At 72.0% G+C, this 19,525-nt stretch carries 25 protein-coding genes and 1 pseudogene; 16 read left to right on the top strand and 10 right to left on the bottom strand.

Going from position 1 to position 19,525, the window contains the following annotated elements; genetic code table 11:
- Window positions 1–36 precede the first annotated feature (36 nt).
- Window positions 37–1,083: a fatty acid desaturase family protein gene (locus V6U90_RS16975; protein WP_442933603.1), complete on the bottom strand. Its 1,047-nt coding sequence runs from the start codon at window positions 1,081–1,083 to the stop codon at window positions 37–39.
- 30 nt (window positions 1,084–1,113) lie between these two features.
- Window positions 1,114–1,278: a hypothetical protein gene (locus V6U90_RS16970; protein ID WP_334437036.1), complete on the bottom strand. Its 165-nt coding sequence runs from the start codon at window positions 1,276–1,278 to the stop codon at window positions 1,114–1,116.
- A 325-nt stretch (window positions 1,279–1,603) separates the two neighbouring features.
- Between V6U90_RS16970 and V6U90_RS16965 the strand changes: the two genes are divergently transcribed.
- From V6U90_RS16965 to V6U90_RS16950, 4 genes are all read left to right on the top strand, one after another.
- Window positions 1,604–2,110, top strand: a complete 507-nt coding sequence (locus tag V6U90_RS16965) for a hypothetical protein (RefSeq protein ID WP_334437033.1) — start codon at window positions 1,604–1,606, stop codon at window positions 2,108–2,110.
- Window positions 2,107–2,514, top strand: a complete 408-nt coding sequence (locus tag V6U90_RS16960; RefSeq protein ID WP_334437030.1) for a phage holin family protein — start codon at window positions 2,107–2,109, stop codon at window positions 2,512–2,514. Before V6U90_RS16965 ends, V6U90_RS16960 begins: the two co-directional genes overlap by 4 nt.
- Before the next feature lie 23 nt (window positions 2,515–2,537).
- Window positions 2,538–3,161, top strand: a complete 624-nt coding sequence (locus tag V6U90_RS16955) for a DUF3618 domain-containing protein (RefSeq protein ID WP_334437028.1) — start codon at window positions 2,538–2,540, stop codon at window positions 3,159–3,161.
- 62 nt (window positions 3,162–3,223) lie between these two features.
- Window positions 3,224–3,391, top strand: coding sequence for an LUD domain-containing protein (locus V6U90_RS16950; protein WP_334437026.1), 168 nt, complete (start codon window positions 3,224–3,226; stop codon window positions 3,389–3,391).
- 152 nt (window positions 3,392–3,543) lie between these two features.
- Here the strand turns inward: V6U90_RS16950 and V6U90_RS16945 are convergent, their stop codons facing one another.
- The 3 genes from V6U90_RS16945 to V6U90_RS16935 form a co-directional block, all read right to left on the bottom strand.
- Window positions 3,544–4,959 carry an FAD-dependent oxidoreductase gene (locus V6U90_RS16945; RefSeq protein WP_334437024.1) on the bottom strand — a complete coding sequence of 472 codons (1,416 nt, stop codon included), beginning with the start codon at window positions 4,957–4,959 and terminating at the stop codon, window positions 3,544–3,546.
- A gap of 73 nt (window positions 4,960–5,032) precedes the next feature.
- A complete protein-coding gene (locus V6U90_RS16940; RefSeq protein ID WP_334437022.1) occupies window positions 5,033–5,530 on the bottom strand; it encodes a GNAT family N-acetyltransferase in 498 nt (165 codons plus the stop codon).
- On the bottom strand, window positions 5,530–5,856 hold the full coding sequence (locus V6U90_RS16935) for an ArsR/SmtB family transcription factor (RefSeq protein WP_334437019.1): 327 nt from the start codon (window positions 5,854–5,856) through the stop codon (window positions 5,530–5,532). Before V6U90_RS16935 ends, V6U90_RS16940 begins: the two co-directional genes overlap by 1 nt.
- Window positions 5,857–6,018: 162 nt before the next feature.
- Here V6U90_RS16935 and V6U90_RS16930 point away from each other — a divergent pair, with 162 nt between their 5' ends.
- A complete protein-coding gene (locus V6U90_RS16930; RefSeq protein ID WP_334437016.1) occupies window positions 6,019–6,402 on the top strand; it encodes an ArsR/SmtB family transcription factor in 384 nt (127 codons plus the stop codon).
- 57 nt (window positions 6,403–6,459) lie between these two features.
- Here V6U90_RS16930 and V6U90_RS16925 read toward each other — a convergent pair whose 3' ends face one another.
- Both V6U90_RS16925 and V6U90_RS16920 read right to left on the bottom strand, forming a co-directional pair.
- Window positions 6,460–7,179 (bottom strand): cation transporter, encoded by a 720-nt coding sequence (locus V6U90_RS16925; RefSeq protein ID WP_334437014.1) that lies wholly within the window; start codon window positions 7,177–7,179, stop codon window positions 6,460–6,462.
- Entirely contained in the window at window positions 7,176–7,544 is a 369-nt protein-coding gene (locus tag V6U90_RS16920) for an ArsR/SmtB family transcription factor (protein ID WP_442933602.1), read from the bottom strand. Before V6U90_RS16920 ends, V6U90_RS16925 begins: the two co-directional genes overlap by 4 nt.
- A gap of 114 nt (window positions 7,545–7,658) precedes the next feature.
- Here V6U90_RS16920 and V6U90_RS16915 point away from each other — a divergent pair, with 114 nt between their 5' ends.
- The 3 genes and pseudogenes from V6U90_RS16915 to V6U90_RS16905 form a co-directional block, all read left to right on the top strand.
- On the top strand, window positions 7,659–7,967 hold the full coding sequence (locus V6U90_RS16915) for an ArsR/SmtB family transcription factor (RefSeq protein WP_334437012.1): 309 nt from the start codon (window positions 7,659–7,661) through the stop codon (window positions 7,965–7,967).
- Window positions 7,964–9,037: an ACR3 family arsenite efflux transporter gene (arsB, locus tag V6U90_RS16910; RefSeq protein WP_334437009.1), complete on the top strand. Its 1,074-nt coding sequence runs from the start codon at window positions 7,964–7,966 to the stop codon at window positions 9,035–9,037. The genes V6U90_RS16915 and arsB overlap by 4 nt, the downstream gene beginning before the upstream one ends.
- 20 nt (window positions 9,038–9,057) lie before the next feature.
- Window positions 9,058–9,186, top strand: a pseudogene (locus V6U90_RS16905) (heat-shock protein HtpX); the annotation flags it as partial.
- A gap of 31 nt (window positions 9,187–9,217) precedes the next feature.
- Here the strand turns inward: V6U90_RS16905 and V6U90_RS16900 are convergent.
- Genes V6U90_RS16900 through V6U90_RS16890 form a run of 3 tightly spaced genes read right to left on the bottom strand, consistent with a single transcriptional unit; the run spans window position 9,218 to window position 10,841 of the window.
- Window positions 9,218–10,189, bottom strand: coding sequence for an NAD(P)-dependent alcohol dehydrogenase (locus V6U90_RS16900; RefSeq protein WP_334437006.1), 972 nt, complete (start codon window positions 10,187–10,189; stop codon window positions 9,218–9,220).
- Window positions 10,186–10,419, bottom strand: coding sequence for a helix-turn-helix transcriptional regulator (locus V6U90_RS16895; protein WP_334437004.1), 234 nt, complete (start codon window positions 10,417–10,419; stop codon window positions 10,186–10,188). Before V6U90_RS16895 ends, V6U90_RS16900 begins: the two co-directional genes overlap by 4 nt.
- Window positions 10,413–10,841: a hypothetical protein gene (locus tag V6U90_RS16890; RefSeq protein ID WP_334437002.1), complete on the bottom strand. Its 429-nt coding sequence runs from the start codon at window positions 10,839–10,841 to the stop codon at window positions 10,413–10,415. Before V6U90_RS16890 ends, V6U90_RS16895 begins: the two co-directional genes overlap by 7 nt.
- Window positions 10,842–11,382: 541 nt before the next feature.
- Here V6U90_RS16890 and V6U90_RS16885 point away from each other — a divergent pair.
- The 8 genes from V6U90_RS16885 (at window position 11,383) to V6U90_RS16850 (ending at window position 19,463) form a co-directional block, all read left to right on the top strand.
- Entirely contained in the window at window positions 11,383–12,450 is a 1,068-nt protein-coding gene (locus V6U90_RS16885) for an ABC transporter substrate-binding protein (RefSeq protein ID WP_334437000.1), read from the top strand.
- Window position 12,451: 1 nt separating this feature from the next.
- Window positions 12,452–13,495, top strand: a complete 1,044-nt coding sequence (locus tag V6U90_RS16880; protein WP_334436997.1) for an ABC transporter substrate-binding protein — start codon at window positions 12,452–12,454, stop codon at window positions 13,493–13,495.
- The gene (locus V6U90_RS16875) at window positions 13,492–14,385 is read left to right on the top strand and encodes an ABC transporter permease (protein WP_334436993.1); all 894 of its coding nucleotides are present in this window, start codon (window positions 13,492–13,494) and stop codon (window positions 14,383–14,385) included. Before V6U90_RS16880 ends, V6U90_RS16875 begins: the two co-directional genes overlap by 4 nt.
- Window positions 14,382–15,176 carry an ABC transporter ATP-binding protein gene (locus tag V6U90_RS16870; protein ID WP_334436990.1) on the top strand — a complete coding sequence of 265 codons (795 nt, stop codon included), beginning with the start codon at window positions 14,382–14,384 and terminating at the stop codon, window positions 15,174–15,176. The genes V6U90_RS16875 and V6U90_RS16870 overlap by 4 nt, the downstream gene beginning before the upstream one ends.
- A complete protein-coding gene (locus tag V6U90_RS16865; protein WP_334436987.1) occupies window positions 15,173–16,102 on the top strand; it encodes an ABC transporter substrate-binding protein in 930 nt (309 codons plus the stop codon). The genes V6U90_RS16870 and V6U90_RS16865 overlap by 4 nt, the downstream gene beginning before the upstream one ends.
- 6 nt (window positions 16,103–16,108) lie before the next feature.
- Complete coding sequence (locus tag V6U90_RS16860) at window positions 16,109–17,206, top strand: LLM class flavin-dependent oxidoreductase (protein WP_334436985.1); 1,098 nt, start codon at window positions 16,109–16,111, stop codon at window positions 17,204–17,206.
- A 203-nt stretch (window positions 17,207–17,409) separates the two neighbouring features.
- The gene (locus tag V6U90_RS16855; RefSeq protein WP_334436983.1) at window positions 17,410–18,828 is read left to right on the top strand and encodes a selenium-binding family protein; all 1,419 of its coding nucleotides are present in this window, start codon (window positions 17,410–17,412) and stop codon (window positions 18,826–18,828) included.
- Window positions 18,825–19,463, top strand: a complete 639-nt coding sequence (locus V6U90_RS16850; protein WP_334436980.1) for a hypothetical protein — start codon at window positions 18,825–18,827, stop codon at window positions 19,461–19,463. The genes V6U90_RS16855 and V6U90_RS16850 overlap by 4 nt, the downstream gene beginning before the upstream one ends.
- Window positions 19,464–19,525 lie beyond the last annotated feature (62 nt).

Below are 19,525 nucleotides of genomic sequence, written 5' to 3'. Positions count from 1 at the left end.
CCGGGAGGTGCCCGACGTGTGGCGCGGTGCGCGAAGTCAGCGCTCTGCGACGTCGGCCCGCCGTTCGTGGGATCCGATGTGGTGCAGGTGGCGCAGTGCCTCAGCCCAGGAGCGGCCCAGGCTGGTTTCGTGGTAGTCGATGTCGTGCTCGGTGCAGAACCGCCGGACCAACGGCCGGGCGTGGCGCAGGTTGGGGCAGGGCATGCTCGGGAACAGATGATGTTCGATCTGATAGTTCAGGCCGCCGAGCACGATGTCGAGGAACGCCCCGCCCCGGACGTTGCGGGAGGTGAGGACCTGCCGCCGCAGGTAGTCGAGGTTGTCCTCGGCACCGAGGATCGGCATGCCCTTGTGGTTCGGGGCGAAGGAGCAGCCCAGATAGAGACCCAACACGGCCTGGTTGACCACGATGAACGCAACCGCCTGCGCCGGGCTCAGGACCAGTAACACAGCGGCGAGGTAGCCGCCCAGGTGCAGGCCCAGCAGTCCGGCTTCGGCCGGTCGACGCGCCATGCGACGGGGGCCGAAAACGGCCCGGACGCTGTTGACGTGCAGGTGCAGGCCCTCCAGCAGGAGCAACGGGAAAAACAGGTACGCCTGGTAGCGCACGACCAGTGCGCCGGGGCCGCGCTGCCGCCGGGCCTGGCCGGTGGTGAAGGACAGGGGCGCCACGGTGATGTCGGGGTCCTTGCCCTCGGTGTTCGGGTGGGCGTGGTGCCGGTTGTGCTTGTCCACCCACCAGCCGTAGCTGAACCCGGTCAGGAGGTTGCCGAGCACGATGCCGATCAGATCGTTGGCCCGGTGCGAGCGGGCTATCTGCCGGTGCCCGGCGTCGTGGCCGATGAACCCGGCCTGCGCGAAGACCACCGCGAGGGCCACCGCGACAGCCAGCTGGCACCACGATTCACCCAACCGGACAAACAGGGCCCACAGCCCGGCGAAGGAAGCGGCGACGAGGCCAATACGCACCGCGTAGTGGCCTCGTCGCCGTTCGAGTAGACCCGCTGCGCGGACCTGCCGGGACAGGTCGGCGTAGTCGCTGCCCCGGTGGCGGTTGGCGCCCAGACTGGTGTCGGTCACGATAGCTGCCTTTGCTGGTCGTCCGCCGGTTGCTCAGCGGCGCCGGCTCGACCAGCCGGTCAAGCGGGCCATGAGCTGTTGGAGCTTCTGCTGCGTACCGGGTTTGGCCGCCTGGCGGCGGCCACGCCGCAGCACGTCCCGCCCTCGGGGGCTGTTGAGCAGGCCCTTGATCCGTTGGCTCATCGATCCCGACGTCACCGTGGTCTCCCTCCTGGCCGACTGCACCGGCTCACTCCGGTGCCCTTCACTGTCAGTCTCGCCCGCTGGCCGGTCCGGGCAGGGTGGATTGGACTGATTACGCCGGAACGCGACTGAGACGGGTTCGGCGAGGCATGGAGTCAGTTGGCGGGGGTAGACGCCCGTGCCCGCTTCAGGGACCTGACCGATGGGGGGAGACCGGATGACGAGCGGATCGCAACACCAACCAGGCGGGCCGGGCGAGAAGGCAGGTCAGGCCCGCGACGCAGCCGCAGGCGTCGGACACGATGCGGCGCGAGCTGGCGGCGAGGTGTCGCACCAGGCCATGGCACAGGGCAGGGAGGTGACCGCCGAGACCCGCAGACAGGCGCGCAAACTCGTCGAGGAGACCTCCGCTCAGGCGCGGCTGCAGGCAGAACAGCAGCAGAGGCGTGCCGCCGACGGTCTGCGCACCCTCGGCACCCAGTTGCGGTCGATGGCCGACGGCGGGGACCAGGAGGGTGTCGCCGCCGAACTGGTACGCCGGGGTGCTGATGTCGCCCAGCAGGCGGCGGGCTGGCTGGAGAACCGCGAGCCCGGCGAGCTGCTCGACGAGGTCCGCGACTACGGCCGCCGCCACCCCGGGACCTTCCTCGCCGGTGCCGCGATCGCCGGACTGCTCGCCGGCCGGCTGGGCCGCGCCCTCTCCGCCGGTCAGGGCGGCCCAACCGGCTTGGGCGACCACGCGTCCGGCCGGCCCGAGCAGCATCCCGACGGTCTGCACGTTCCGCCGCCCACGAGCGGAAGGGCTCCCGTGCGGCATGGACCGACCGGCAGCGAGGTGGGTCCATGAGCGCGCCACCGCTCCGGGGCGACGGCGACGACAAGGCACAGCACTCGATCGGCCAGCTCCTCGCCGACGCCAGCCGTGACCTGTCCACCCTGCTGCGCCAAGAGGTCCAACTGGCCAAAGCCGAGCTTCGGCAGGAAGCCCGCACCGCAGGCACCGTCGCGGCCATGGTCGCTGCGGCTGCGATCGCCGGGCTGCTGACCCTGCTGTTCCTGTCCCAGGCGTTGTGGTGGGGCCTGTCCAACGTCATGGACCAGGGGTGGGCGGCACTGATCGTCGCCGTGCTGTGGGGCATCGGCGGCGGCGTCCTCGCTGCCCGGGCGCGACGGCAACTGAGCGCGATCCGCACCCTGCCGCGAACGAAGCAGACAGCGCAGAAGATACCCGACGCCCTCCGGGGCCGCTAGAAACCGGAACGAGGTGAACCGGCATGTCCAGCGATCCCGACCAGATCCGCGCCGAGATCGAGGCCACCAGAACCGACCTGAGCGCCAACGTCGACGCCCTCACCTACAAGGCCAGCCCGCGACGCGCGGTGACGGCACCGGTCAACCGGGCCCGCGGGCGACTCGCCCGCGCCGTCGACAAGGTCATGGGTACGGCGCAGCACGCCCGCGAAGCCAGCAGCCGGCATGCCGCAGGGGCGGCCCACCAGACCACCGACGCCCTGTCGTCGGCCGGGCAGCGCGCCCGAGCCCTACCGGAAGTGTCGAGGGAGCAGACGCAGGGCAGTCCCCTCGCCGCCGGCCTGATCGCCTTCGGGGTGGGGCTGCTCGCCTCATCCCTGATCCCGCCGAGCAACACCGAACAGCAGGTCGCCGAGCGCCTCAAACGGCAGGCTCAGGCACACTCCGGCACGGTCAAGCAACAGGCTGCGGACCTCGCCCACCAGGCACAGGACAACCTACGCGGGCCCGCGCAGCAGGCGACCGAAGCGGTCAAGAGCACCGCGACGCGGGGCGCGGCCGAGGTACGCGACCACAGCACCCAGGCGGCCCGACACATCCGTGAGGAAGCCCGCGACAGCGGAAACCGTCTACGCGACAACCCGTAGGCCCGCAGGACACACCGGGCCGACGGCACGCCCTGACGCTCGTACCCGACCGGCACATCTGCGTGGTCCGCGCCGACCAGATCGTCGGTCTGGTACCGGAGGCGTTCGCCCGTCTCGACGCGCGGGCGCCGCTGACCTGGATCTCAGGTCCCTCCGCCACCAGCGACCTCGAACTCGACCGGGTGGAGGGGGTGCACGGCCCGCGCCGTCTGCAGGTCGTGCTGGTCTGAGGTCGCCGCCAGCAGGACCGGGTAGGCGTAGTAGAGGGTGCCGTACCCGATGGTCTGGGTGACGGCCAGTGTGGCGACCATCCGGCGGCCGTGGGCGGCGCGGTGCCCGCCGGCCAGAGGGCCGGCGGGCACCGTCGTGGCGTTGGTGGGCATCAGCTGCCGCAGCAACCGCCGGCCTGGCCGTCGCCGGCCACGTCGAGGGTGACCAGGCTCAGCGGGGTGGCCAGCAGTCCGCCGGAGATGCCGGTGGTGAGCCCCCGGCCGGCGGGTACGGCGGCAGGCGCGGGCCCGCAGCAGTTGTCACCGGTGACGGACTCGTCGGGGTTGCTGTTGCACACGCCGGTCTCCGGCAGGTCGAGCTGCACGTCGCGGGCGGCGACCCAGTCCCCGGCGAGGGCGGCGGCGATCGAGCGCACCTGCTCGTAGCCGGTGGCCATCAGGAAGGTCGGCGCGCGGCCGTAGCTCTTCATCCCGACGGCGTAGTAACCCGGCTCCGGGTGGGACAGTTCGTCGACCCCGTGCGGCGGCACGGTACCGCAGGAGTGCTCGTTCGGGTCGATCAGCGGGGCGAGGGCGCGGGTGGCGCCCAGCACCGGGTCGAGGTCCAGTCGCAGCTCGGCGGCGATGGAGTGGTCGGGACGGAAGCCGGTCGCGGCGACGATCCGGTCCACGGTGACCGACTCCTCGCTGCCGTCGGCCTGTCGTACGACGACCCGGACGCGGCTGTCGGCCGGGGTGAGGGCGTGCACGGAGAATCCGGTGAGCAGCCGGATCCGACCGGCGTCGACGTGCGCGCGCAGCCGGGACCCGAGGGCGCCCCGGGCCGGGAGGGCGTCGGCGTCCCCACCGCCGTAGGTGCGGACCGGGCTGGCTGAGCGGATCGCCCAGGTCACCTCGGTACCCGGCTCCTCGGCGGCCAACTCCGCCAGGGAGAGCAGGGTGTTGGCGGCGGAATGCCCGGCACCGACGACCAGGGTGTGCCGGCCGGCAAAGCGGTCCCGGTCGGCGCCGAGCACGTCCGGCAGGGCCTGCTCCAGGTACGGGCCGGCGTCGGCCTCGCCCCGGGCGGGCAGGCCGGAGGCGCCGAGCACGTTGGGGGTGCCCCAGGTGCCGGAGGCGTCGATGACGGCCCGGGCGAGGATCTCCTCGGAATCGGCGAGGCGGACCAGGAGCGGCGCCTGTTCGCGGCCGGCGGTGCGCAGCCGGTCCAGGCCGAGGCGGCTGATCGCCACGACCCGGGAGTCGTATCGCACGGCGGGCTTGAGCTGCGGCAACTCGGCCAGGGGCCGGAGGTAGTCGGCGACGAGTCCGGCCCCGGTGGGCAGGACGTCGAGGTCCGGGGCCACCCAGCCCGCCTCGTCGAGCAGCCGCCGGGCGGCGGCGTCGATGTTGTACCGCCACGGGGAGAACAGCCGCACGTGCCCCCAGTGACGTACGGCCGCGCCGGGACCGTCCCCCGCCTCCAGCACGATGCAGGGCAGGCCGCGCTCGTGCAGGTGGGCGGCGGCGGCCAGGCCCACCGGGCCGGCGCCGATCACCACGACCGGTAGTTCTTCCCGGACACTCATCGGAACTCCTCTGGATTGATGGATATCGAATCAGAATGGTGTGGAACGGCTCCGGTGCACGGAGCCGGACGGGTCAGCCGACGACCGGGCTGCGCCGTTCCAGCAGCACGACATCGCGCCAGCGGCCGTGGTGCCGACCGATTCGCTCGCGGACCCCGATGACCCGGAAACCGACTCGTTCGTGTAGAGCCAGACTGGCGGTGTTCTCCGGGAAGATCCCGGACTGGATGGTCCAGATCCCGGCAGCCTCGGTGTCCGTGATCAGGGCGTCCAGCAGCAGGCGGGCCACACCGCGCCGCCGGACGGCCGGATCGACGTAGACCGAGTGCTCCACCACCCCGGCGTAGGCGGCGCGGGCCGAGGTGGGCGAGACTGCGATCCAGCCGAGCACGGTGTCGTCGGTGTCGACGGCGACGAAGCGGTACCCGGGCAGCCGGCCGGCGTCGAATGCGGCCCAGTCCGGAGCCGTGCTCTCGAAGCTGGCGTTGCCGCTGTCGAGTCCGGCCTGGTAGATGGCCAGGACCCGGCCGGCGTCGTCGGTGCGCATCGGTCGGACGGTGATCCCGGACATCAGCAGGCTCCGTTCGGGCTGGGGGCGGGGCGGCCCATGACAACGTCGGCGGCGGACGGGAAGCAGCCGACACAGGCCTCGTTGATCCGGTAGTGGCGGGCGGTGCCGACCGGCTCCACGAGCACGAACCGGACCTCGGTGAGGATCTTCAGGTGCTGGGAGACGGTGGACTGCGCCAGCCCGACCGCCGAGACGATCTCGCCGACGCTCATCGGTCGGGCTTGGCGGGCCAGGTACTCCACGATCTGCACCCGACTCGGGTCGGCCAGGGCCCGGAACCACGACGCGTACCGCCGCGCCGTCGCCCGATCCAGTAGCTCGTCCATCCCGACAACCCCTTTGATCGCCTATCGCCGATTGACGATCGAATCGTACCGACCCCGACCAGCACCCGACACGCCGTGGCAGCACCTGAGCCGACGAGGCTGTCTCGACGAATGTCAAATCAAACAGTTGCACACTGATTAGATAGCCGTCAACCTAGAGGCATGTCGAAGCAGACGGACCTGCTCCACCTCACCGACCCGACCGCCGGAGCCCCCTGCTGCCCGCCCCTGGCGCAGCGCCGCGTACCCGCCGAGACCGCCGCCGTGCTCGCTCCGGCGTTCAAGGCCCTCGGCGACCCGGTGCGGTTGCAACTGATGTCGATGATCGCCTCGGCCGAGGGCGGCGAGGCGTGCGTCTGCGACCTGACACCGGCCTTCTCGCTCAGCGGCCCGACGATCTCGCACCACCTCAAGACGTTGCGCGAGGCCGGCCTGGTCGACGCCGAGCGGCGGGGCACCTGGGTCTACTACCGCGCCCGCCCGGCCGTCCTCCGCCAGCTCGCGGCCCTGCTCACCGTCGCCCCTCCCCCGACCAGCGGAGACTGAGCGGCGCGCCCCGGCCAACCGGCGGGGTCGTTGACCGACCCGGAGGCACCGGGCCGGTCAGCCGGCCGTCGCTGCGCTGGCACAGCACCGGTCGGTGCAGTCCGGTCCGCACCCGCAACCGTGCCCGGCGACGTCGGGGGCGGTACCCGCCGGTACGGCGCAGTCGTCGCACTGCTCACCCCGCCAGGCCTGGACCCCCTCCCGCGCCGCGACGGCGGCGACGACCAGGGCCGCGACCGGGTCCGCCCAGGACCAGCCGACAGTGGCGTTGAGCAGCAGACCGACGAGCACGATCACCGACAGGTAGGTGCACAGCATGGTCTGCACCGAGTCGGCCAGCACGGTCGCCGAGCCCAGCTCGCGACCGGTACGCCGTTTGGCCCACACGAGCGCCGGCATGACCACCACGGACGCCGCCGCGATGCCGATGCCCACCGTCGACGGCTGCGCCTCGCCGACGCCCAGCAACGCGCGCACCGCACCCACGCCCACCCAGACGGCCAGCGCGAAGAACGACACCGCGATCAGACGCAGCGCCAGTCGCTCCCGTGCCTCGGGCAGCCGGGACCGGAACTGCCAGATCACCACCAGGGCGCTGGAGACCTCGATGAAGGAGTCCAGCCCGAAGCCGAGCAGCGCGGTGGAGGACGCCGCCGCACCGGCCGCCACCGCGACAACCCCCTCGACCAGGTTGTAACCGGCCGTCGCGTACGCCAGATGCAGGCTGCGCCGGTGCAACCGGCGGCGGCGGTCCGCCGTCAGCGGCACGGCGGTCATGCCGGTACCGCCGGGGCGAGCGGATCCGGGCGCAGGATGACCGCCGCACCGGTCGCGGCCAGCAGCCCCTCGGCCGCAGCGAGCAGGTCCATCAACTCCGGCCGGGTCAGCGCGTAGAACGACTGGCGGCCCTGCACCCGGTAGTCGACCAGCCCGCAGTCCCGCAGGCAGGCGAGGTGTTTGGACACCGTCGACTGGGCCAGACCCAGCTCACCGGTCAGATCGACCACCCGGGCCTCACCGGCGGCCAGCCGCGCCACGATCCGCAACCGGGTCTCATCACCCAGCGACCGGAACAACGCCACCGCCGGTGTGACGCCGGCGGCCACCGCGGCGGACAGACACTCCGGATCATTGATCGCCATAGCGTGATGATATCGCTGCCTGGCGCTGAATGCATCACCACCCGGACCGCGCACCCGGCGGCACCCCACGACCGCCCCCACCGGCCGACGCGCCACGACTGCTAGCATCATCGCGTGCTGATATCAGGTACGAGTGATGTAATCAGGTTGCTGGCGGACCCGATGCGGGCCCGGATCATCGACCTACTCGCCGACGGGCCCGCCTGCACCTGCCACCTGGTGGAGGACACCGGCGCGAAGCAGCCCAACATCTCCAACCATCTGCGCGCGCTCCGCGATGCGGGCCTGGTCACCGCCGAACCACGCGGCCGTTTCACCTACTACCGGCTCGTGCCCGACGCCCTCGACGGCGTCGCCGGGCACCTGAGGGAGCTGGCCGAGCGGGCCCGGACCAACGCCGGCACTCCCCGGGAGTGCCCGTGACCGCCACCGCCCGCCACGACCCCGCCGAGACCGCCGTGGTCACCCGGCTGTCCCGGCTCGACCGGTTCCTGCCGGTCTGGATCGGCCTGGCCATGGCCGTCGGGCTGCTGCTCGGCCGGAGCGTCCCGGGCCTGGACGACGCGCTCGACGCGGTGCAGATCGGCGGGATCTCCCTGCCCATCGCCCTCGGCCTGCTGATCATGATGTACCCGGTACTGGCCAAGGTCCGCTACGACCGCCTGCACACCGTCACCGACGACCGGCGGCTGCTGCTCTCCTCGCTGCTGCTCAACTGGATCGTCGGCCCGGCGCTGATGTTCGCCCTCGCCTGGATCTTCCTCGCCGACCAGCCCGAGTACCGCACCGGGCTGATCATCGTCGGCCTCGCCCGGTGCATCGCCATGGTGATCATCTGGAACGACCTCGCCTGCGGCGACCGGGAGGCCGCCGCCGTCCTGGTCGCCCTCAACTCCGTGTTCCAGGTGCTCGCCTTCGGCCTGCTCGGCTGGTTCTACCTGGCGGTGCTTCCCGACTGGCTGGGCCTGCCCGGCGCCGAACTGGAGGTATCCGGCTGGGACATCGCCGGCAACGTACTCGTCTTCCTCGGCGTCCCGCTGCTCGCCGGCTACCTCACCCGGCGCCTCGGGGAGCGCGCCCGGGGCCGGGACTGGTACGAGCAGCAGCTCCTGCCGAGGATCGGTCCCGCCGCCCTCTACGGCCTGCTGTTCACCATCGTCATCCTCTTCGCCCTCCAGGGCGACGCCATCACCAACCGGCCACTGGACGTGGCCCTGATCGCCCTGCCCCTGCTGGTCTACTTCGCCGTCATGTGGGCCGGTTCCTACCTGCTCGGCAGGGCGATCGGCCTCGGCTACGAACGCACCACCACGCTGGCGTTCACCGCCGCCGGCAACAACTTCGAACTCGCCATCGCGGTGGCCATCGGCACCTTCGGGGTCACCTCCGGCCAGGCCCTCGCCGGCGTCGTCGGCCCGCTCATCGAGGTACCCGTGCTCGTCGCCCTGGTCTACGTCTCCCTGTGGGCCCGCCGCCGCTTCTTCCACCGTTGACAAGGCATCACCGTGACCACGGCAAGCGGTACGAGGACTGGAAACTCGACGACCCGGCCGGCAAGGGCGTCGAGGCGGTCCGCCCGATCCGCGACGAGATCCGGGTACGGGTGGAGAAGCTGCTCGCCGAACTCTCGCCCACCGGCTGACGCCGCACGCCGGTGTGGGGTGCCCGGGTCGTCAGATCGTGACGACGACCTTGCCCCGGGCGTGGCCGGCCCTGATGTGCCGGATCGCGTCGGCCACCTCCACCAGCGGATAGCTCCGTCCGATCTCCGGGATGAGCTCGCCGGCCTCGATGAGCTGCGTCAGCACCTCGAGGTCGGCCGCGTTCTCCCCCACCACCAGCGGCACTAGCCGGCCGCTGACGAACGGCGACAGCAGCATCGCCCGCAGTTGGCGGTCGAAGCCCTGCAACCAACGGCCGTCGCTGGCCTCCCCACCGACCAGGACCAGGGTGCCCTTCGGCCGCATGGCCCGTCGCAGGTGCGCCAGCGGGCGGTTGCCGGCGGTGTCGATGACGACGTCGTACCGCCGGCCCCGGTCGGTGATGTCGGCCCGGGTGTAGTCGATGACGTCGTGCGCACCCAGCGAGCGGACCAGGTCGACCTTCGACGTGCTGCACACGCCGGTCACCCGGGCACCGGCGTGCCGGGCGAGCTGCACGGCGAACGAACCCACCCCGCCGCCCGCGCCGATGACCAGTACCTGCTGTCCCGCCTGCACCTGCCCTGCCCCGCGTACCGCCTTGAGTGCGGTCTGGCCGGAGACCGGCACGGCGGCGGCCTGCTCGAAGGTGAGGTTGCCGGGTCTGCGTGCGATCTTGCCCACCGGGGCCACCGCGTACTCGGCGAAGCTGCCCCGACCGGCACCGAAGACCTCGTCACCGGGCGCGAACGCGGTGACGTCCGGCCCGACCGCCGCGACGACCCCGGCCAGGTCCAGCCCTGGCACCCGGTTACGGGGCCGGCGCAACCCGGAGGCGAGGCGCACCAGGTACGGCAGGCCCGCCGTCAGGTGCCAGACGCCGGGGTCGACGGCGGCGGCCCGCACCTGGACGAGCACTTCCCCGGCGCCGGGGGCGGGTACGTCGGTGTCGGCCACTTCCAGTACGTCGGGCGGTCCGTACCTGTCCTGCACGATCGCTTTCACTGCGGCTCCTCCTGGTCGGTCGGGTACTGGAAGACCTCGGTGAGGGGGACACCGAAGACCTCGGCGATCTGGAACGCCATCTCCAGCGACGGCGAGTAGCGGCCCTGCTCGATGGCGATGACGGTCTGCCGGGTCACACCGATACGGCGGGCCAGTTCCGCCTGGGTCATCTCGCCGTGGGCGAATCGCAGGGCGCGGATGGTGTTGGTGATCCGGGTCGGCTTCACCATGACTGGAAGCCCCGGCGGTAGGCGACGATCTTCGCGACCGACCCGACCACGGCGGAGAGCACGAAGCACAGGTAGAGCACGTTGGCGATCCAGAAGTGGTCCCACTCGACCAGCGCCATGCCGAGCGCCGCGACACCGCCGACGATGACGAACGACTGGCCGATGTACTCACCGAGCCGGTTGATCTCGCGGTCCCGCTGGTCCTTCTGGTTGGCGCCCTCGGGTGCGACGACCGAGATGGCGATGTGCAGCACGATCGAGACCACGATGGAGCCGACGACGGTGCCCAGCAGCGCGGCCCGGTAGGGCGCCTCGACCAGCGGGATGCCGGCGGCGCGGTCGAGAACCAGGACGACGTACGTCAGGTAGGCGCCGATCGTGACCAGCGCCATCGTCCAGGCGCGTTTCTCCTCGAAGGCCATACCCACCTCCTCATGTAAAGAATTCTTGACAGGGTCAAGGTAAATCAGAGCCGACATCATGTCAAGAATTCTTGACTCTACCCCCCACGACGGCAGCGCCGGGTGGATCGGGGCCCTTCCGCATCCTGGATGCCACTTGCCTTCCAGGCCGACACATGCCAGGCTCCCTGTCGGTAATTCCTATCGGACAAGTAGGTTTAGTAGGAACCTGGAGGAGGTGCGCCCATGATGACCAGCTTCCCGGCGGTGATCGCCTCCGCCACCGCCTTCTCCGGTCCGGCCCTGACCGCCCGTCGGTACCTCGACCACGGCCGGTTCAGCAGTTGTCGCTGTCGCTGCCGCTAGCCCACCGGACGGACCCGGACGGAACCGGGTCGGCCGCACCCCGTACCTGACGTACCCGGTGGACCCGTGGTCACCTCGCCGTACCGGGCACGCGTCCCAGCCCACGCACCGGACATCCGCCGTCGCGGTAGCAGCCCATCCGGGCGGACATCCCGCGCCCACCGGCAGCACCCCATCGCAGAACCGGAGACCAGACATGCCCCACCCGCCGACCCTCGTCCCACTGCACGAACTGTGGTTCACCCGGTGCCCGGTGCCCACCGCGACCGGCATCGCCGCCGACCGGGGCGCCTTCGACGCGGAATTCTCCGGCGACGGGATCCAGGTCCGCTCCTTCCAGGACCGGCCGGCGAACGGCTACCGCGAGGAACACTTCACCCACGCGCACCGGACGCTGATCCGGGAAGGCGGCAACGTTCCGGCGCTCTGGGCCCGGTCGACAGGAGCGGACACCCGTCTGATCGGCCTGACCTGGATCGAGGAACGCCAGGCCATCCTGGTCCGCGCCGGCGACGGTCCGACCACCCCCGAACAGCTACGCGGGCAACGCCTCGCCATACCCCGGCACCCGGTCCCGATCGACTTCTGGCGGGCGATGGCCCTCAAGGGGTTCGCCGGAGCCCTCGCCGCCGCCGGTCTGGACCTGACCGACGCCCACCCGGTGGACGTACCGGCCGACGGGCGGCACCGCGGGCAGTGGGAGACGGAACTGGCCGCACTCGCCCGGGGCAAGGTCGACGCCGTCTACGTCAAGGGCGCCCTCGCCGTCGAATCCGCGCGCCGCCACGGTGTCGCGGTCGGCATCGAACTCGACGACCTGCCGGATCCGCGCAGCCGGATCAACAACGGCACGCCCCGGCCGATCACCGTGGCCGGGTGGCTGCTCGACGAGCGACCCGACCTGGTCGACCGGTTCCTCGCCGTGCTGATCGAGGCGGCGGACTGGGCCGCCGGGCACCCGACCGAGGTCGCCCGGATCCTGTCCGCCGAGACCGGCGCCGGTACCACCGGCGTGGCCGGGGCCTACCGCGCCGGCCAGCACCGCACCCTGCACCCCGATCTCTCGCCGGAGCGCCGCACGCTCCTCGCCGAGCAGGAGCGCTTCCTGCGTGACCACGGCTTCCTCGCCGCGTCCGTGGACGTACGCGGCTGGGCCGATCCCGAACCGCTGCGGCGTGCCCACGAGTTGGTCACCCGTCGGCGGCAGACACCGGCGACGCCGGTACCTCCTCCGGCGACGCCGGGGGACCGCACAGGAGATTGATATGAGCAGCTCAGACCAGACATTCCGCGGTACCCGTCGTCCACTACGCGCCCTGGTCGGCGCCGCCGCGCTGATCGCCGTACTGGCCGGGACGGCCGGCTGCGGATCGTCGCAAGCGTCGACCGACGGCCGGGACGGTGGGACCGTCACGCTCCGCATCCCCGACCCCGGCAACGAGGGTGTGCTGGCCCGGGGCAAGAAGGACGGCAGCCTCGACACGGCACTGTCCACCGTGGGCGCCCGGGTGGCGTGGACCGGTAGCGCCGGGCCCTTCGCGCCCGCCGCCCAGGCGATCAACGCCAACCAGCTGGACGTGGCGCTCGGCTCGATCACCTCCGCCGTCGGCGCCCTCGCCACCAGCCCCGGCTTCACCCTCTTCGCCGCCGCCCAACCCGACCCGGTCGGCGAGGGCATCCTGGTCAGGGCCGACTCCCCGATCCGCGGCGTCGCTGACCTGGCCGGCCGAAAGGTGGCGGTCAACCAGGGCGGCACCGGGGAGTACCTGCTGCTGCGGGCGCTCGCCACCGCCGGGGTACCCGCCGACCGGGTACAGCGGGTCTACCTGCGCCCGGACCAGTCGGCACCGGCCTTCGACTCCGGCCAGGTCGACGCCTGGGCGAGCTGGAGCACCTACGTGGTCTCGGCGCTCGCCGGCGGCGCCCGGATGCTGGTCGACGGCCGTACCCTCGGCTCGGACAACGCCACCGTCTGGGCGGTACGGTCCGCCTTCGCCAGGGAACACCCCGAGGTGGTCCGGGCGCTCTACACCTACCTGCACGACAGCAGCGTGGCGTACCGGCAGAACCCGGAACCGTACGTCAACGTCTTCACCGACGCCGGACCGCAGTCGGTCAACGGCCGGGCGAAGGAGATCACCCTCGACTTCGCCCGCCAGGGCTCCCCGGTGGAGCCGATCGGCCCCGACCTGCTGCGCCGGTTCGACGCGGTGGCCCAGTTCTTCGTCGACGCCGGGGTGACGAAGCAGAAGGTGGACGTCGGGGCGCACGTCCTCGACGTGGCGACCCTGCCGGGGAGCCGACCGTGAGCGTGGCCACCGCACCCGTGCAGCCGTCGCGGTCGGAACCGCCCGCGCCGGCCCACCCGGACGCCACCCGGGCGGCGCGGGCCGCCGGTCTGATCGCACCGCCGGTCCGGTACCGGCCGGGCCGTCCCCGCTGGGTCACCACAGCCCTGCGCACCCTCGGCCCGGTCACCCTGCTGCTGCTCTGGTACGTCAGCTCGGCGACCGGCCTGCTGCGGCCGGCGCTGCTCGCCTCACCCGGTCAGGTGGTCGGCGCGGTCGGCGAACTGTGGGGCAACGGTCAGCTCCCCGACGCGCTGACCACCTCGCTGACCCGCTCGGCGCTCGGGCTGGCCTGCGGTCTCACGGCCGGGCTGGTGCTCGGCGTGACCACCGGCCTGAGCCGGCTCGGCGACGAGCTGGTCGACTCGACCATGCAGGTACTGCGCACGGTGCCGTTCCTCGCCCTGGTACCGCTGTTCATGGTCTGGTTCGGCATCACCGAGAGCGCCAAGATCATCCTGATCGCGGTGGCCACCACGTTCCCCATGTACGTCAACGCGGCCAGCGGGGTCCGCACCGTCGACCCGAAGACGATCGAGGCGATGCAGTCGTTCGGGATGGGCCGGTGGCGGCTCATCCGGGAGGTCGTCCTGCCCGGCGCGCTGCCCGCGCTGCTGGTCGGGCTCCGGCTGTCGATGACCCTCAGCGTGATCGCCCTGATCGCCGCCGAGGAGATCAACGCGACCGCCGGCATCGGCCACCTGATGACCCAGGCACAGAACTACGCGCGTACCGACATCCTCGCCCTCTGCATCATCATCTACGGCCTGCTGGGGCTCATCGCCGACGCGCTGGTACGCGCCCTGGAATGGTCGCTGATGCCGTGGCGCCGGACCGGGAGACGCCGGTGAGCGGCGCGGAGGGCACCGCCACGGTGCACGCCCCACCGGCGATCCACGTCCGTGGCCTACGCCGGGTGTTCGGCGAACGCGCCGTGCTCGACGGGCTGGACCTGGACGTGCCGAGGGGCGAGTTCCTCGCCCTGCTCGGCGCCAGCGGCACCGGCAAGACCACCCTGCTGCGCATCCTCGGCGCGCTGGACCGCCCCGACGCCGGCACCGTGCTCGTGCCGCGCCGCCGGACCATCGTGTTCCAGGAACCCCGGCTGGTACCGAACAAACGCGTCCTGGGCAACGTCACCATCGCGATGCCCCGCGACCGGGCCACCCGCCAGACCGGGCTACGCGCCCTGGCCGAGGTCGGCCTGGACAGCCACGCCGACGCCTGGCCGGCCACCCTGTCCGGCGGCGAGGCACAGCGGGTGGCGCTGGCCCGCGCGCTGGTCCGCGAGCCGGAACTGCTGCTGCTCGACGAACCCTTCGCCGCACTCGACGCGCTGACCCGGCTGCGCATGCAGGACCTGGTCGGGGAACTGTGCGCCCGGCACCGCCCGGCGGTCCTGCTGGTCACCCACGACGTCGACGAGGCGATCCGGCTCGCCGACCGGGTCGCCGTACTCCGCGACGGGGTGCTGGTCCGCGACGAACGCGTCACCGCAGCACGCCCCCGCGACGCCACCACATCCGCCTTCCGTGCCCTGCGCGACCGGCTGCTCGTCGACCTCGGCGTCCGCCGTCCCGAACCGGAACCCGTCACCGCCGACGCCACCCCGGCCGAACCATCCCTGAGGAGAACCCCATGACCATCACCATCGGTGTGCACCGCAGCAACCCGTCGCTCTACCATTTGGCCCGCCTCGGCCTGGCCGAGCAGGCACTGGCGCCGTTCGGGGAGACGGTGGCGTGGCACGAGTACGCCGACGGCACCGCCACCGCACGGCTGCTCGTCGAGGGTGTCATCGACTTCGGCGGCACCGGGTCCACGCCACCGCTGACCGGCCAGGCACAGGGGTACGACATCGTCTACGTCGCCGTCTCCGCACCCCGGCCGGACCACGGCGCGCTGCTGGTCGCCGAGAACGGTCCGGTGCGGACGGTGGCCGACCTCACGGGCGGCACGGTGGTCTTCGGCGTCGGTTCCTGGCAGACCCACCTGCTGGCCAAGGCGCTGCACGACGCGGGACTGTCGTACCAGGACATCGTCGCGCAACGCCCCACCGAGTCACCGGTCCCGCCGCTGGCCCGGCTGCTCGCCGGGGAGATCGCCGGCTGGGTCGCCCAGGAGGCGGAACTCGCCGCGGCACGGCGGCGCGGCGGCGTCCGTACCCTGGTCGACACCGGCTCGGTCATCTCCGACCGGTCGGTCTTCTTCACCCGCCGCGACGTGGCCGAGCAGCGCCCGGACGTGGTGGCCACTCTGGTCGGCACGCTCCAGCAGGCGGACAACTGGGTCGCCGACCACCTCACCGAGGCCGCTGCCCGGGCCGCCGCCGACATCGGCGGGAACGAGTCCGACTGGCACACCGCGCTGGGTGGACTGCCCTGGCGGTTGCAGAGCGTACCCGCCGGCTTCATCGCCGAACAGCAGGAGGCGGCGGACATCCTCGCCCGGGCCGGCTACCTGGACCACCCGATCACCGTCGCCGACGCCGAGGTCACCGCGCTGGCCCCACTGGTCGACGCCGCGCTCGCCACAGTGACACCGGTCCCGGCCGGACGGGGACGGTGAACTGACATGGGCACCGAGGTGCTGTGGTACATCATCCCGCGCGAGGGCCGGTACCCCTGGGAACCGGCCGGCCGCCGCCCGGTCGACCTGGGCTACCTGCAACACCTGGCCGGCGCGGTGGACCGGCTCGGCTACACCGGTGCGCTGCTCGCCACCGACCGGTACGACGTGTGGCCGCTGGGCAGCGCCCTGGCGGCGGCGACCAGCCCCCGGTTCAAGCCGCTGCTCGCGGTGCACCCGGGCCTGATCTCGCCGACCCTGCTGGCCAAGTCCGCGCTCACCTTCGACCACCTGTTCGGGCCCCGGCTGCGGTTCAACGTGGTCAACGGGTCGACCGACACGCTGCGCCGCTACGGGCTGCACCTGGAACCCGAGGAGCGCTACCGGCTCAGCGCCGAGTACTGGCAGATCGTGCGGCGACTCACCTCCGGTGAGGTCTTCGACCACCAGGGGACCTACTACGACCTGCGCGATGCCGGGGCGGACCTGCGGGACCTGCCCCCGGTGCAGGAAGGGGGCATTCCGCTGTGGTTCGGTGGCTCGTCGGCGGCCGGCATCGAGATGGCCGCCGAGCACGTCGACGTCTACCTCACCTGGGGTGAACCGCCGGACCTGCTGGCCGAGAAGCTGGACCGGGTACGCGAGCGGGCCAAGGCGTACGGCCGTACCCTGCGGCTGGGCCTGCGGCTGCACCTGATCGTGCGGGACACCGAGGACGAGGCGTGGGCCGCCGCCGACCACCTGCTCGACGTCACCAGCCGGGAGACCTACGCCCGGCAGTTGGCCGCGCACGGCGCCGACGACGGGGTGGGCTGGCAGCGGCAGTTCCGCCAGCACGGCGGACGGGTACCGGCCCGCGCCCGGGAACTGGAGACCTACCCCAACCTGTGGCCCGGGATGGGGCTGTTCCGCCCCGGCCCGGGTACGGCGGTGGTGGGCAGTACCCGGCAGGTGATCGACCGGCTCCAGGAATTCCAGGCCCTCGGGGTGGACACCTTCATCCTCTCCGGCAACCCGCTGCTGGAGGAGGCGTACCGGGTGGCCGAGACGGTACTGCCCGCCCTGGGTGTGCGGTCCGGTCCGGCCGGGGCGGGACACTCCTGAAGGGCCTGTCCACAGCGGACGGAAGGTGGCCGTGGACGGTACCCGTCGCCGTTCACGGCCTACCCCGCCGGCCCATCGGATGAGTAATCTGATCCCCGACGTGGACATAAATCGATTGAACGGGTGATCCGAACTCCAGCCCCCGCACCACCGCCTGCTGACCGACTCGGCGTTCCCCACCACCGACAACGACCGGAGAAGCGATGAGCCGCTGGACCCCCGATCCGACCTTCTACCCCTCGCCGCGCGAGGCGGCGAACGCCCCGGCGGAGAAGCTGGCGTACGTCGCCGCCTTCGACCGCAGCGCCAGCCGCCCCGACGCGATCGCCGTCCTGGACACCGACCCGGACTCCCCCGACTACGGGAAGGTGGTCGGCTGGACCGACCTGCCGTACGTCGGCGACGAGCTGCACCACTTCGGGTGGAACGCATGCAGCAGCGCCCTCTGCCCCACCGCGCCGCACCCGCACGTCGAGCGGCGCTACCTGATCGTGCCGGGCCTGCGCTCCTCGCGGATCCACGTCATCGACACCCAACCGGATCCGCGCCAGCCCACCGTGGTCAAGGTGATCGGGCCGGAGGAGCTGGCCAAGCGCGCCGGCTACTCCCGCCCGCACACCGTGCACTGCGGGCCCGACGGCCTCTACCTCTCGGCGTTGGGCGGCGCCGACGGCGAGGAAGGGCCGGGCGGTATCGCCATCCTCGACCACACCACCTTCGAGGTACGCGGGGCGTGGGAGGCCGACCGGGGACCGCAGTACCTCGCCTACGACTTCTGGTGGCACATCAACCACGACGTCCTGGTGACCAGCGAGTGGGGCACCCCGTCGATGATCGAGGACGGGATCGTCGGTGAACTCCTGCTCGGCCGCAAGTACGGGCACGCCCTGCACTTCTGGGACCTGGCCAAACGCCGGCACGTGCAGCGGGTCGACCTGGGCGACCAGTACCAGATGCCGCTGGAGCTGCGCCCGGCCCACGATCCGACGAAGACGTACGGCTTCGTCGGCGTCGTGATCAGCGTCGAGGACCTCTCCGCCTCGGTCTGGCTGTGGCACCGCGACGGCGACACCTGGGCGGTCACCAAGGTGATCGACATCCCGGCCGAGCCGGCCGAGCCGGCGGACCCGGCCGACCTGCCGGATCTGCTCAAACCGTTCGGCGCGGTACCGCCCCTGGTCACCGACATCGACCTGTCAGTCGACGACCGGTTCCTCTACGTCTCCTGCTGGGGCACCGGCGAGCTGCGCCAGTACGACGTGAGCGACCCGTTCCACCCGGTGCAGACCGGCTCGGTACGGCTCGGCGGAATCGTCCGGCGCACCGCGCACCCGGCCGCCCCGGACGAGCCGCTGGCTGGCGGACCGCAGATGGTGGAGGTCAGCCGGGACGGCCGTCGGGTGTACGTCAGCAACTCCCTCTACGGCGCCTGGGACGACCAGTTCTACCCCGACGGGGTCGGGGCCTGGCTGGCCAAGCTCGACGTGGACGTCGACGGCAGCGGCGGACTCACCCCGGACCAGCGGTTCTTCCCGCGCGGCGAGGAGTTCCGGGGCCTGCGGGTGCACCAGGTCCGGTTGCAGGGCGGGGACGCTTCCTCCGACTCCTACTGCTTCCCGTGACCGGTGCGACCTGGGTGGCGCTGCTCACCCTCGGCGCGTTCCACGGCCTGAACCCGGCGATGGGCTGGCTCTTTGCCGTCGCCCGTGGCCTACAGGAACGCGACCGGGGGGCGATGCTGCGCGCCCTGCCACCGATCGCGCTCGGTCACCTCGCCTCGGTCGGCATCGTGGCCGCCCTGGTCACCGCGACCCGGTCGGTCACCGCCAGCACCGCGCTGGCCGTCGTCGGCGGGGTGCTGCTGGTCGGGTTCGGGCTGTGGCGGCTGCTCTCCGAACGCCACTTCCGCTGGGCGGGTATGCGCCTGTCGGCGGCCCAGCTCGCCGGCTGGTCGTTCCTGATGTCCTCCGCCCATGGGGCCGGCCTGATGCTGCTGCCGGTGCTGGTCGCCGCGCCGACCGGGGCGGCCGGCGGGCACGCCGGCCACCTGGAAGCGGCGCCGGTCGGCGCGCTGCTCGGGTTGACCGCGGCCGGCGTGCACACCCTGGCCATGTTCGGCACCGCGCTCGTCATCGCGGTTCTGGTGTACGAGGTGGTCGGGGTCGGCGTGCTGCGTACCGCCTGGTTCAACGTCGACCGGCTCTGGGCGGGCGTACTGGTCGCCGCCGGGGTGTTCACGCTGATCCGGGCGGCCTGACGATCCCTCGGGGCAGGGCGGTGCACCGTTCCTGCCCCGAGGGGACGTCCCTGGTCGACAGC

The organism is Micromonospora sp. CPCC 206060 (assembly GCF_036906895.1).
GTDB lineage: Bacteria > Actinomycetota > Actinomycetes > Mycobacteriales > Micromonosporaceae > Micromonospora.
Note: the sequence above shows the minus strand (reverse complement) of the source record. Positions and strands in the feature narration are given on the sequence as shown.